The organism is Streptomyces sp. NBC_01525, from assembly GCF_045040405.1.
GTDB classification, from domain to species: Bacteria; Actinomycetota; Actinomycetes; order Streptomycetales; family Streptomycetaceae; genus Streptomyces; species Streptomyces benahoarensis.
Window position 1 is genome coordinate 5,498,878 of the sequence record NZ_CP109397.1, and the last position, 12,452, is coordinate 5,511,329.

10 protein-coding genes and 1 pseudogene are annotated in these 12,452 nt (G+C 75.1%); 3 read left to right on the top strand and 8 right to left on the bottom strand.

The annotated features are described in order from the left end of the window. The first annotated feature begins 133 nt into the window (after positions 1-133). Entirely contained in the window at positions 134-421 is a 288-nt protein-coding gene (locus OG422_RS24495; protein ID WP_405745611.1) for a hypothetical protein, read from the top strand. A 144-nt stretch (positions 422-565) separates the two neighbouring features. Here OG422_RS24495 and OG422_RS24500 read toward each other — a convergent pair whose 3' ends face one another. Next, positions 566-1,165, bottom strand: coding sequence for a TetR family transcriptional regulator (locus OG422_RS24500; protein WP_405745614.1), 600 nt, complete (start codon positions 1,163-1,165; stop codon positions 566-568). Between the two features lie 475 nt (positions 1,166-1,640). Here OG422_RS24500 and OG422_RS24505 point away from each other — a divergent pair, with 475 nt between their 5' ends. After that, complete coding sequence (locus tag OG422_RS24505; RefSeq protein ID WP_405745616.1) at positions 1,641-2,378, top strand: HAD family hydrolase; 738 nt, start codon at positions 1,641-1,643, stop codon at positions 2,376-2,378. A 615-nt stretch (positions 2,379-2,993) separates the two neighbouring features. After that, positions 2,994-3,272: pseudogene (locus OG422_RS24510) on the top strand (VOC family protein); the annotation flags it as partial. Positions 3,273-3,306: 34 nt separating this feature from the next. Here the strand turns inward: OG422_RS24510 and OG422_RS24515 are convergent. The 7 genes from OG422_RS24515 to OG422_RS24545 form a co-directional block, all read right to left on the bottom strand. Further along, complete coding sequence (locus OG422_RS24515) at positions 3,307-4,071, bottom strand: HpcH/HpaI aldolase/citrate lyase family protein (RefSeq protein ID WP_405745619.1); 765 nt, start codon at positions 4,069-4,071, stop codon at positions 3,307-3,309. A 1-nt stretch (position 4,072) separates the two neighbouring features. Beyond that, positions 4,073-5,293 carry a type III PLP-dependent enzyme gene (locus OG422_RS24520; protein ID WP_405745622.1) on the bottom strand — a complete coding sequence of 407 codons (1,221 nt, stop codon included), beginning with the start codon at positions 5,291-5,293 and terminating at the stop codon, positions 4,073-4,075. After that, positions 5,290-7,056: an IucA/IucC family protein gene (locus tag OG422_RS24525; protein WP_405745625.1), complete on the bottom strand. Its 1,767-nt coding sequence runs from the start codon at positions 7,054-7,056 to the stop codon at positions 5,290-5,292. The genes OG422_RS24520 and OG422_RS24525 overlap by 4 nt, the downstream gene beginning before the upstream one ends. Beyond that, the gene (locus OG422_RS24530) at positions 7,056-8,330 is read right to left on the bottom strand and encodes an MFS transporter (RefSeq protein WP_405747969.1); all 1,275 of its coding nucleotides are present in this window, start codon (positions 8,328-8,330) and stop codon (positions 7,056-7,058) included. The genes OG422_RS24525 and OG422_RS24530 overlap by 1 nt, the downstream gene beginning before the upstream one ends. A 2-nt stretch (positions 8,331-8,332) precedes the next feature. Beyond that, positions 8,333-10,132 (bottom strand): IucA/IucC family protein, encoded by a 1,800-nt coding sequence (locus OG422_RS24535; RefSeq protein WP_405745628.1) that lies wholly within the window; start codon positions 10,130-10,132, stop codon positions 8,333-8,335. Further along, positions 10,129-11,319 (bottom strand): ATP-grasp domain-containing protein, encoded by a 1,191-nt coding sequence (locus tag OG422_RS24540; RefSeq protein ID WP_405745630.1) that lies wholly within the window; start codon positions 11,317-11,319, stop codon positions 10,129-10,131. The genes OG422_RS24535 and OG422_RS24540 overlap by 4 nt, the downstream gene beginning before the upstream one ends. Before the next feature lie 88 nt (positions 11,320-11,407). After that, positions 11,408-12,415, bottom strand: a complete 1,008-nt coding sequence (locus OG422_RS24545) for an ABC transporter substrate-binding protein (protein WP_143941993.1) — start codon at positions 12,413-12,415, stop codon at positions 11,408-11,410. Between the last annotated feature and the right edge of the window lie 37 nt (positions 12,416-12,452).

Here is a 12,452-nt window from a genome sequence, read left to right on the forward strand (position 1 = left end):
CGTGGAGTTGTTGTGCCCGAGTGCGCCCGTCGCACGTGGCCGGGGTCTCGTCCCGCATCATAAGGAACCAATCAAGCGGTACGGTCCGCGAATCAGGGACCGTCACCGCATCACGGAGCGCGGTCGTCGCCCCATGAAGATTCCGCTGCCCGTCCCGCGGTCCACCGCGGGATCCGGCGCGCCGCACACCTCGTCGGCCCGTCCGGCGAGGAGCGCGTCCCCCGCCGAGGCGTCGGTGCCCACCCCGGTGCCTGGGCAAGTCCCGTTCCGTACGCGGATGATGGCCGTCGCCGCGGCGCTGCGGACCCGGATGCCCGGCGTCCGGCTGTCGGTGGCGTCGTTCCGTCCCGGTGAGGCGATGGGGGAGCGCGGCCGTCGGTGCGGTGGCCGCCGAGGTGTCCGGCCGGTTGACGCACGGTGAATTTGTCCAACGCCCCGGTGGTTGGCGGGAATGCGCCGCCGCCGGCGCCGACCGGGTGCGACGCCTCGGCCGGGACGCGCTGCCCGGCCCCGTCGCGCTCCGCTCCCAGGGCCTCGCCGCCCGGTGTACGTGGTGCCGTGCGGTTCAGCTTCCGGCGGGGGCCGGGATGGCGACGGGGGCGGCCGGAAGCAGCGTCCAGACGTCGGCCAGCGCCGCCTCCGCCCACCAGGCGGGGTCCTCGTAGCCGAGGTGCAGCAGGCCCACCACCACCGACGTCAACAGCTGCGCGGTGCGGCGCGGTTCGGTTTCCGATCGCGAAGCGCCACTGGCCCCGCCGGTCATCGCCTTGTCGAGGAAGAGCGCGTACCAGCGCCGCTCCAGGGAGGTGATCTCCAGCCCCGGCGCGGTCTCGGGGCGCAGGCGCAGCCCCGCGCGCAGCACCGGATCGCCCTCCACCCGCGCGAACAGCTCCGCGGCGAAGTCCTGTACGGCGATGCCGATCGGCTGGGGCGAGCGGATCAGCCCCTCCTCGATCCGCTGGAGGGTGTCCAGTGCCGTATCGCGCACCGCGAGGGTCAGATCGTCCTTGGACGTGAAGTGGAAGTAGAGCGCGCCCTTGCTCAGCCGGGCCCGCCGGCTGATCTCGACCATCCCGGCCGCGGGCACCCCTTTCTCCAGGAAGGTCTCGGCGGCCGAGCGGATGAGCGCCTGGCGGCTCTGGATGGCGCGATGCTGCGTGGGCACGGTGTCCGTCCCGTCTCTAGTACGGCTGCGAGCTGGCAGGACAGTCTACTGAGAAAACCAACCATGCGGTTCTGTATGGGGTTCCGGAATGGCCGGTATGGGGGCGTGGTGTCGCATACCGATCGCTCGTCCGACCGCCGAAAAATGGTTGAACAGCCCACGATTCCCGTGTGAGGCCCAGGATTGAGCAGGAGATTCGCATCTGGGACGGGAGTGCATTGACAAACAGCGCAGACGGTTTTTAAATCTGCGAAGGCGGTAAACGGGATCCTCTTCTTCCGTGATGACCGCCACGGCGGTAGCGCATCGCGTCGGGACAGCGGTGCGTCACGGAGAACTCTTTCCAGCCGTCGCCCGTCGTCGACCGCGGGCCACCGGGACCAGCCGGACGGCCACGCTCCCCAGCCAGTGCACCCATCGGAATCCGGAAAGGTCTCCAGCCATGCGCGTATCAGCGGTAGTCGGCGAACGTCCTGTGAGAGGCGTACGGGGCGCCGGAAGCGAGACGATCAAGGCTGCTGTCTTCGATCTGGATGGCACCCTCGCCAATACGCGCCCGGCGATCGCCAAACTCCTCGTCAAGGTGGCGGCGGAGCAGGGTCGTACGGTGACCCCGCGGCAGGCCGCGGCCGCCGTCGGCAAGCCTCCGGGCCAGGCGTTCGGGCGGCTGCTGGGCAAGCCCGAGGACGACGCCCAGGTGCTCGCCGCGATCAACCGCTACCGCGAGCAGTTCGCCGTCGATGTCATGTGCCTGGGGCCGCAGTTGCTGTTCCCGGGTGTAACGGCCGGGCTCTCCGCGCTGCGCGCCCACGGCGTGGAGCTGGCCGTCGCGACGTCCAAGTCCACCCGGGGCGCCGAGGCGCTGCTGGACGTCATGGGCATCCGCGAACTGGTCGGCCCGGTCATCGGCCAGGACATGGTCCGCCGCGGCAAGCCGCACCCGGAGATGGTTCTGCGGGCCGCCGGGCGGCTCGGCGTCGCCGCCTGGGAGAGCGCGTACGTCGGGGACACCGTCGGCGACATGCGGATGGCGGTGACCGCGCGGATGGAGGCGGTCGCCGTTACCTATGGCGCCGGGACGTTCGGGGAGTTGGCGGCCGTCGCCGGTACCCGGATGTGCAGCTCGTTCAAGGATGTGGTGTCGGTGATCGCCGCGTCCCGGCCGCGGCGGATGCCGGCTCCGGCGCTGGCGGCGCAGCGACGCCGCCGGTGACACCACCGCGGGCGCCGGGCGCGTCCGCGGTACGAACCTGAGGGGCTTGGCCCCGACGGGGCAGCGGCGTCGGGGGGCGCCGCTGTCCGGTGCCGGTGCCGGGGGGTGCCGTCATCGAGGGGGAAGGGGCTGCCGCCGGGGGGCGGAGCCCGTAGGGGGACGGGCGCCCGTGGGGACGGGCGCCCGCAGTGATGCCCGCCGGGGGGCGGGTGCAGGAGGGGCGTTCCGGGGGGAACCGGATTCCGCGGACACCGCGGCCTGCCGCAGATCCGTGCGGGCGGGCCGTCGCGCCGTGGTGCCGAACCGGACGCCCGCCCGCCCGTCGCCGTGCTGTCGGCGACGGGCGGAGACCGCCGTGCGGGTTCCCGGTCGGCCCTCCGTCAGGAGGGGAGAGGGCGGACCGGGGCCCGCCGGGCGGATGAGGGGGCACTACACCGGGTCGTCGCCGTACCGGAAATGCGACCCGCGTGCGGCCCGTCGCATACGGCTCAGGACGTCCTCGCTCCGCCCGGTGGCGCCGGGCCCGGCGGGGCGGCGCCACCAGGGCCACCCGGACGAGCGAGGGCACGTGGTGCGGGCCGCACCTTTCGGGCGCCGTGGCCGCGCCGGGCGGCGTTCCCGCTGGTGACCCCGAGCGGGGCCGGGCAGGAGCGGATGCAGGGCGGCATCATGCAGCTCCCGGCCCAGGCGCTCGCGGAGACCGGCGGCGCGGCGTACTGGCATCCGGTGTTCGGCGCCGCCGACTGCGACGCCACGGTCGCCGCCGTCACCGCGCGGGGCGGCGCCGTCCGGATGGGCCCCGAGGACGCCGAGGGCGTCGGCCGCCTCGCGGTCTGCACGGACCCGGCGGGGGCGGAGTTCGTGGTGCTGACCCCTGCGGAGAGCGAGGGGTGAAAGCGGCCGGGACAGAGCGACACCGGGGCCGTCGCTACCCCGGCGCCACCCCCCGATGCCCCCGCAACGCCCGGGAGATGATGTCGCGGTCCTCGCCGAGGACGAAGGCGGTGACGCCGTCGGAGCGCCAGTCGTGGCGGCGTTCCTCGGTGGTGGCCATCGCGCAGAACGGCACGCCGTGCCGGGCGCACGCCGCACGTACGGTGCGTACCGCCTCCCGGACCCGGGGATGGCGTACCTGCCAGGGCACGCCGTACGACTGGGAGAGGTCGCCCGGTCCGGGCAGGACGAGGTCGATGCCGCCGCCGGTGAGGACGGCGTCGAGGGCGTCGACCCCCTCGGCGTCCTCGATCAGCGCGATCACCATGACCGCGTCGTTGGCCGCCGCGAGGTACTCGGGCAGCGGGAGGGTGCCGTAGCCGGGGCCGCGGCCACCGTTCAGGGAGCGCATCCCCGCGGGCGCGTAACGGGCGGCGCGTACCGCCGCGTCGATGTCCGCGCGGCCGCGTACGTGCGGCACCACGATGCCCATGGCACCCGCGTCGAGCGCCCGCAGCACGGCGCCCGGATCACCCTCGGGCACCCGGACGAACGGCGTCAGGCCGCAGGTCTCGGCCGCCCGGATCAGATGCTCCAGCCGTTCGGGGCCGACGAGCGTGTGCTCGGTGTCGAGGATGACGAAGTCGTATCCGGCGTGCCCGATCATCTCCGTCACCGCGGGATCGGGGATCACGCCGAACAGCCCGTGGACCTCCTCGCCCGCCGCGAGCTTCCGCTTGACCTCGTTGGGCCGCAGCACCTCACGCCTCCCCGGCGGCGCCGACGAAGTGGAAGCCGGGGCGTGGATGCATCAGGAAGTCGTGGTGCGAGATGTTCCAGGCGTACGCCCCGGCCAGGCCGAACGCCACCCGGTCACCGGCGCGCAGCCCTGGCGCCGCCACGCCGCGGGCCAGCAGGTCCTTCGGGGTGCACAACTGGCCGGTGAGGGTGACCCGTTCGCCCCGGGCGGCGGGGCGCGGCCACGGGTGCGGCCATGGCGCGTCGGACGGCAGCACGGTGCAGGGCTGGTCGTGGCCCTTCGTCGCGGGGGTGCGCAGATGGTGGGTGCCGCCGCGCACCACCGCGAACTCCTCGCCGTGGCTCGCCTTCACGTCCAGCACCTCCGTCGCGTACCAGCCGCAGTACGCGGTCAGCGCCCGGCCCGGCTCGATACGCAGCGTCAGCTCCGGGTGGGCGGCGGCCAGGTGTTCCAGACCGGCGCCGTACGCGGCCCAGTCGAAGCGCTCCCCGGGCGCGGCGTATTCGACGGCCATGCCGCCGCCGACGACGACCTCGGCGAGCGGGACGCCGTGCCGCGCGGCGAGCGCCGTCGACCACGTCACGATCGAGGTGGCCACCGCCAACTGTTCGGGCGCCCGCAGGCCGCTCGCCAGGTGGGCGTGGACGCCGCGCAGTTCCAGCTGCGGCAGCCCGCCGTCGGTCAGCGCCCGGACCAGGGCGTCGGCCTCGGCGGGGTCCGCGCCGAACGGGGTGGGGCGGCCGCCCATCGCCAGCGACACCCCGTCCAGGGCGCCGTCGGCCACCGGCAGGTTGAACCGCAACAGCACCGCGATCCGCCGCTCCGGGACGTGCCGGGCGGCGAGCGCGCCGAGCATCCGCAGCTCATGGCCGCTCTCCACATGGAACCGCGCCACGCCCAGCTCCAGCGCCCGGACGATCTCCGCGGGCGTCTTGCCGGGGCCGCCGAACGCCAGCGGCGCGTCCGGCACCGCCCCGTGCACATGGGCGAGTTCACCGCCGGACGAGACCTCGTAGCCGTCGACGTACGGGCGCAGCGCCGCCAGGAGCTGCGGTTCCGGGTTGGCCTTCGCCGCGTAGTACAGCTCGACGCGGCGCGGCAGCGCGCCCCGCACCCGGGCGGCGTGGGCGGCCAGCGCCGTCAGGTCGTAGACGTACGCGGGCAGTGCGTCCGGCGCCAGCGCGGCGATGCGGGCGCGGACGGCGGGGGTGGGGTCGGTCACGGGGTGCTCCGGGGGGTGGTGCCGGCGCCGGTGAGGACGGACTCGGCGAGCGGGGAGGGCAGCCGGACGTATCCGGCGTCCCGGTCGGCCTTGCGCTCCCAGCGGGTGAGCAGATTGGCCTTGGCGGGCAGCGGCACCCCGGCCAGCAGCGCGGCCAGCCGCGGCGGGCAGCCGTGCCGCTCGGCGTGCGACGCCAGCGTGGCGCGGACCCGCGCCCACAGCGCCGCCTCGGTGCCGGGGTGCAGATCGGCGAGGGCGGCGAGGAGTTCGGCGACGTGGTTGACGAGCAGGCAGTACACGACGCGGTCCCAGCCGCGCTGCGCGTCGTACGTCAGCGGCCCGGCGACGTCCGGCGGGAGCGCGGCGAGGGTGGCGGTGTGGTGTTCGGGGACGAGCTTGGTGCCCTCCAGGTCGCGGAAGAGGACCTGCGCGGGCATGCCGTCGCCGTCCACACAGATCAGCACGTTCTGCAGATGCGGTTCGAGGACGAGCCCGTGGTCGAAGTAGGCGGCGAGGACCGGCGGGATCAGCAGGTCGAGGTAGGCGCCCCACCACGCCAGCGCCTCGTCGGGGCCGCGCCCGGCGGGCAGGCGGGAGATATGGGCCGGGCTCGTCGGGTATTCGTCGGCGACGGCACCGGCCAGCAGCGGGGTGGTGCCCGGCAGCAGCCGCCGCGACAGCCCCTCGCGGACGATCACCCCGAACCCCTCGAACAGCGCGGTGTCCGGCGTGCCGTCCGGGCCGGGCAGCGCCACGCTGCGGTAGGCCGGTTCGCGCAGGACGGCGCTGCCGGGGAAGCGGGCCGCCAGGTCGTCGAGGGCGGGCGCCAGCAGCCGGGTGAGGGCGACCGCGCCGGACAGTTCGTACGCGGCGTTCTTCCGCAGGCAGTTGGTGATCCGCACGTTCAGGCTGAACTTCAGGAACGTGTCGGGGGCGTGCAGGGTGCGCACCGACGCGGTCGCGGTGAACGGGGTGGTGCCGGTGCCCAGGACGCGGAGGTCGCCGCGGTCGACGGCGGCGCGCAGCACCGGGTTGTCGCGCAGCAGCGTGTACTGCCAGGGGTGGGCGGGCAGCAGGCGGTAGCCGTCGGGGACGTCGGCGAGCGCGTCCAGCGGGGCGGCGGCGCCGTCGTCGGCGGTCTCCTGCGCGATGAGCTCGTCCCGGACGGCGAGGTGCAGCAGCCCGAAGCGGCCGCCGGTCTCCGGCGCGTACGTCCGCCAGGCCGCCGGGTCGCCGGTGCGGGCCTTGGGGGTCGGGTGGAAGCGGTGGCCGAAGAGGAGGGCCTGCTCGGAGGCGAGGTAGGCGCCGGTCCACTCCGGCGCCCCGGCGGGTACGGGCGGCTGCGGCAGCGGCCGCGCCGCGAGGGCGGCGGCCAGCGCCCGGTGGCCGGAGCCGAACTGGTCGAGGAACTCGTCGTTGTGGACGCCGGTGCGCAGCGCCAGCTCGGTGTGGACGTACTCGGCGAGGCGCCGCGGGCCGATCTCCGTCCAGCCGTCGCCGTCCTCGACGGTGACCGGGCCGGTGAAGCGGTGCGCGCCCAGCAGCGAGGTGCGGCGCAGCGCGACCCGCAGCAGCACCCCGCGGCGCGGCAGGCGCAGCAGCAGATGACCGCGGTCGACGGCGGTCTGGTGCTCGGGCCCGGAGACCTCGCGCAGCAGACAGTTGAGGAGGGTGTGGGCCGCGGCGTGGTCCGCGGCGGGCAGGGCGCCGGGGGTGGCGGTGGGCGCGGCCTGGGGGCCGGCGGGGTTGGTGAGCGGGGGCATCACAGGCTCCTGCGGAGGCGGGGACGGCGGAGGACGGGGAGGGCGCAGGCGACCACCGTGGCCAGGGCGAGGGCGGTGCCGATGAGCAGCGGCGCGGACGGCCCGAACCAGGCGTTGCCGGCCGCGGCGGCCAGACCGGCGGCGACCGCGCCGGCCTTGGAGAAGAATTCGATGGAGCCGAAGAGTCCGCCCGGCGCCCGGCCCGCGGCGCAGTCGGCGGCCCGCACCGACAGGCCGACCAGGCCCAGCGTGAGCCCGGCGCCCAGCACCAGCCGCACGGCGGCGAACTCCGCGAGCGAGGTGGCGGCGGCGTGCCCGGCGGAACCGGCGGCTATGCAGGCGAACCCGAACACCAGGCCGAGGTGGGGGCGGCGGAGGCAGAAGCGGTGCGCCGCCATCGCGCCGACCAGGTAGCACATGTGCGGCAGCGCGAACAGCACACCGGAGGTCACCGGTCCGGTGCCCGGCAGCCGCTCCTCGACGAGCGAGATCAGATACGGGAAGGAGATCACCGTCGAGAAGACGAAGACGAACTCCAGGGTGTACAGGGACCGCAGGGCGGCGGGGGAGGCGACGGCGGGGGAGTGGGGGTGCGCGTCGGTGGCGGTCTCCGCGGCACCGGGGGCGTCCACCCCGGCCGTCGCACCGGCCTCGTCGGGAGTCCCGGCCGGTGCGGTGCGGCGCGGCGGCTCCGGCAGCACCGCCAGCATTCCGGCGGCGGTCAGCGGCAGCACGGCCAGCAGGGCGTACTGCCGGTGCGGTGACAGCCACGGCGTCAGCGCGCCGACGACGATGGGCGCGCACACCAGCGCGGCGCGGGCGCTGCCCTGCATCAGCGTCAGCGCCCGGGACAGCTCCGCGCCCTGAAGCGTCGCGCCGAGATAGCCGTTGGACGCGGCGAAGGTGCCGCCCAGCACGCCCTGGAGGACGAGCGCCGCGGCGAACAGCTCCAGGGAGTCGGCGAACCCGGCGAGGAGGAACGATGCGGTCAGCCCCAACTGCGCCCGCAGCAGCAGCCGTTTACGGCCGTACCGGTCGGCGAGGCGGCCCCACAGGGGGGCGCCCAGCGCGCCGAAGACGGTGGGCACGACATAGAGCAGCCCGGCCCAGCGGGCGGCGCCCTCGCCCAGCTCCGGCAGGATCGAGGTGAGGTACGGCGGCAGGCCCAGCGCCGCGAAGGACGCCACGAAGTAGCACCCGGCCACGGCGTGGACCTGACGGCGGCCCGGCCGGGCGGGCGCGGGCGCCGGGGCGCCGGTCGCCGGTGCGGACAGCGTCACGACGCACCACCGCCGGCCAGCAGGTAGTTGGGCCCGTCGGTGTAGTGCTTGTTGATGTCGGCGGCGCCCGAGCGCTCCTTGGAGAGCAGCGTCCCGGCGCTGACCATCGCCTTCACCGGCAGCGCCGGGGCGTCCAGCACCCGCTGCCGCAGTACCGCCCCGGGCGTGCCGGGCGCGGTGCCCTGCCGGTCGGCGGCCTCGGCCAGCCGGTCGCGTACCAGGTCCAGCAGGCGCGGCAGCGGGGCGCGACCGGCGCGGGCGAGCCCGAACGCGCAGGAGGCGGCGCAGAGATGGACGGTGATGGTGGCGAAGACGGCGGCGAGCGCGGAGTCGTCGTCGGTGAAGATCCGCGGGTCGTCGAAGTCCGCGGCGCCGGGCGCGTCATCGCCCAGCCGCTCCCGCATCCGGGCGAGGTGCAGCCGCGGCGCGTCGTTGTCCTTGAACAGCAGCCGCAGCCGGGTCGGCCCGCCGCCGGGCCGGTCCAGCACCACCGAGACGTTCTGCTGATGCGACTCCAGCGCGACGCCGTACCCGAAGAGCGTGGCCTGCCAGTCCAGGAGCAGGGCGAACAGCGCGTCCAGCAGGGCGAGCGGGTCGCCGTCGTGGAAGCGGTCGGCGAGCCGGTCGAGGACGAGTCCGCCGCCGGGTGCCGGGGCGAGCAGCGCGGCCAGCGGCACCACGCAGCTGTCGTCCAACCCGGCCGGGTAGCGGCGACAGAGCACCGCCAGCATCTCGTGCCCGGCGTGCGCGTACACCGTCTCGTCGGCCTGGAGGACGCGCCCGGCGAAGCGGGATTCGCGGGCGATGACCTGGTCGAGGAGGTGCTGTCCGGCGGCGCCGTCGACGAGGGTGCGGGGCTTGATGGTGCGCCGGTTGCGCAGCCCCAGGGTGGCGGTGGCCAGCGGCAGTTTCAGGTGGAGCAGCGGATCGGCGGCCACCGCCACCGTCCGCATCGACAGCGTCGGGACGACGTCCAGCAGCGGCCGGTCCGCGAGCGCCGCCCGCCCCGTCAGGCCCCGTTCGCGCAGCGCCGCCTCCAGTGGGGCGCCCAGGCTCAACGGGTGGACGGGCAGCGCCACATGGGTGGCCTCCAGGCCGTCCAGGCCCATGGCGGCGGGCGTCGGCAGCAGCGCGGGCAGCGCGCCCGGGCCACCGGCGACGGTCACCTTCTCGCGGGGCAGCGCCAGCCAGCGCAGCGCGAAGCGCGGGTGGAACTCCGGTGCGTAGGCGCGCAGTTGGCCGTCGCTCAGGCCGGAGCGGCCGCGGGAGGTGGGGTAGACGGGGTGGTCCAGGCGGGCGGCGAGGGTGTCGTACGCGGGGCTCGCGGCCGGACCAGTCCAGTGCGCCGGATCGGCGCCGTACCGCGCGGTGAGCGCCGCCTCGACGGTCTGCCGGGTGCGGGTGTGCAGCCGTATCGTGGCGAGGGTCTGGCGGCACTCCTCGGCGAAGGCGTCGTGGCCGTCGTGGTCGGCCGGGTCGGCGTGGGCGCGCAGCGCGGCGAGCACCGCGCCGAGGGTGTCCAGCCGGGCGCCGTCGGCCTCCCGGACCAGCAGCGGCAGCCGGGCGGCGTCCGCGCTCTGGTAGCCGTCGTGGGCCACCGGCAGCAGCAGCGCCCCGGCCGCCCCGTCGGCGGGCAGCCGCAGCCACCGGCCGTCGGGCCGCCGCAGCGGCGTGGTGCGGGTGCGCAACCCGGCGACGTCCTCGCGCAGCAGGGCGCTCAGCACCCGCAGCAGCAGCGCGCCTTCGTCGTCCCCGGTGGCGTCGGGGAGGGTCTCGGTGGCGGGTGCGGTGGTCACGCGGTGATCTCCCAGCGTCCGTCGGCGAGGAAGGCGTCCACGGCCCGCTCCACGGCCGCCCGGTCGTCGCCGGTGGCCCGGACCACGCCGAGGTAGTCGCGGTTGGTGCGGTGGTGCGGCCGCGTGGTGCCGACCGTGCGCAGCGGGCGGTAGGCCAGGCGGACGCCGTCGGCGGTGCGGTCGGTGGCGGCGGGTGCGGCGGTCAGGGTCCCGGCGCGGTCGGCGAGCGCGTACGCGACGCGGGCGGCGCCGCCGGTGCGGGCGCCGAGGCCGGCGGGGAGCGGCTCGCCGAGGTGGGTGCGGAGGATGTGGGTGAACAGCGGGATGCCCAGGACGTCGGCGAGCGTCCGGTCGCACTGGTCACCGATGGCGCGGTAGTTCACCTCGATGAGCCGGGCCCGGCCCTCGTGCACCACGAACTCGGTGTGGCAGGCGCCGAACCCGACGCCCAGTGCGTCGAGCTGGGCCAGCACCTGCGCGGTGACCGGCTCCGGGTGGGCGGCGGTGAAGTCGTGCCGCTCCTCGATGAACGTCGGCGGCGCCGAGACGGTGGTGCGGAAGCCGCCCAGGACGTGGCGGCGGTGGCCGTCGCCCAGCGTCTCCAGCGTGTACAGGTCGCCGGGCAGGTACTCCTCGGCGACCAGCGCGGCGTCCGGGCGGCGGCCGCGGATCGCGGTGGCGTGCGCCACCAGCTCGGCCGTGTCCCGGGCCAGTACCACGTCCTCGCTGGCCACGCCCTCGCGCGGTTTGACGACGCAGGGGTAGGGGAGCGCGGCGTCGGCGAGGGCGGACGGGTCCTGCCCGGCGGGGAGTTCGGCGGCGCGGACGGTGTCGGCGCCGCAGGCCGCGAGGTGGCGGCGCAGCTCGGCCTTGTTCTTGGTGCGCAGCGTGGCGCGCCAGTCCTTGCCGGGCAGCCCGAAGTAGGCGGCGGCCAGCGCGGTCTGCGTCTGGAGGTGATCGCTGTTGGTGAAGACGGCGTCGGCCGGGTGGTGGGTGGCGATCCGGCCGATGACGGCGGCGACATCGGTGACATCGCACGCCAGGACCTCGGTGCCCGGGCAGGCGGCCCGGTGGTCGTCCGGCTGGTCGGTCAGGACGGTGAGGTCCAGGCTGAGTCCGGCGGCGGCGGGGACGAAGCCGTCGGTGACCGAGTCGGTGGGGTTGCGGGCGAGCAGGTACATCCGCATGAGCGGGAACCCCTTCGGGGTCGGGGGCGGTGCAGGGGGAGGGGTACGGGGCGGGCGGTCCGGGGACGTGGACCGCCCGCCCCGGCGGTCACTTCGGGGGCAGCGGCACGCCCGCGGCCTTCGCCACGTCGGCGAGCATGTGCGCGGCCGCCTGGATGCCGATGCCGGACATCCAGGTCTCGTCCGGGACCTCGAAGACCTTGTGGTGCTTCACGGCGGGCAGGCTCTTCCAGACCGGGTTGGAGGTGACGTCCTTGCGCTGGGTCTTCTCCGGCACGTCCGCGACGGTGACGAACACCAGGTCGGCGTCGGCCCGGTCGATCTCCTCCGGACCGACGTCGGCCATCGTCTTCGCCGGGTCGGTGGAGCGCTGCGACGCGGGCCGCTTCAGCCCGATGTCGTCGAGGACCACACCGCTGAACGACGACCGCTGGTAGAGGCGGGTCGGCCCGGCGATGAAGCGGACCACGGAGGCGGTCGGCATGGTGCCGTGGTTCTTCTTCCGGATGGCCTCGCCCAGGTGGTGGGCGCGCTCCTGGTAGCTCGCCATCGCCGCGTCGGCCTTCTTCTCCAGGCCCAGCGCGCGGGCGTGGACCGTGAGGTTGGCCTTCCAGGGGCCGCCGGTCGTCTCGGTGAAGACGGTCGGGGCGAGCGCCTTCAGCTTGTCGTAGACCTTCTCGTGGCGGACCTTCGACGACAGGATCAGATCGGGCCGCAGGCTCGCGATCTTCTCCAGGTTGGGCTCCAGCAGCGGCCCGACGTCGGTGACGCCGCCGATCTTGGACCTGAGGTACGCGGGGAAGCCGCCCTCGGTCTTCATGTGCGGTGAGACCGCGCCGACCGGGTCGACGCCGAGCATCGTGACGTCGTCCAGCTCACCGGTGTCCAGCACCACGACCCGCTTCGGCTTCGACGGGATCGTCACGTCCCCCATCGCGGTCTTGACGGTACGGGGGAAGGCGCCGCCCGCGGTGTCCTTCGCCCCCTCGTCGGTGGCGCCGCCGCCGCACGCGGCGAGCGAGACGGTGCCCAGGACGGTGGCGAGCAGCGCGGCGACGAACCGGCGACGGCCGCGCGGTACGGATCTGTTGACCATGAGTGATGTCTTCCTCGGTCGGCGGTGTACGGGATAC